The organism is Micromonospora sp. DSM 43699, from assembly GCF_055517075.1.
The window spans coordinates 1-251 of sequence record NZ_JBTMMT010000291.1 but is presented as its reverse complement, the minus strand read 5'-3'; the positions used below and the strand labels follow the sequence as shown (position 1 = coordinate 251).

The 251-nt window shown below is 67.3% G+C and carries 1 pseudogene; it reads left to right on the top strand.

From position 1 onward, the window contains the following. Window positions 1-125, top strand: a pseudogene (locus AC0AIB_RS31675) (site-specific integrase); the annotation flags it as partial. Window positions 126-251 lie beyond the last annotated feature (126 nt).

The window sequence follows — 251 nt, the reverse complement described above, 5'->3', positions numbered from 1 at the left end:
TGGCGAAGAATCCCGCCAGTCTCGCCAAGTCTCCGCGGCTACCGGAAAGCGAGATCGAGCCCTACTCGGTCAAGGAGGTACAACGGCTCATGGCTGCCACCCGGGGCCGGCGCAACAGCGCGCGGTGCCTAGTGAACTGCGTCTACCCGGCTGGCGAACGGCGTTCGGGTGCGCGTCCAGAACTGGTGTCCTTGTCGCCATGACCGACATCGACCCCGATCCGCTCGACGGCATCCGCGAGCCGCCGCACC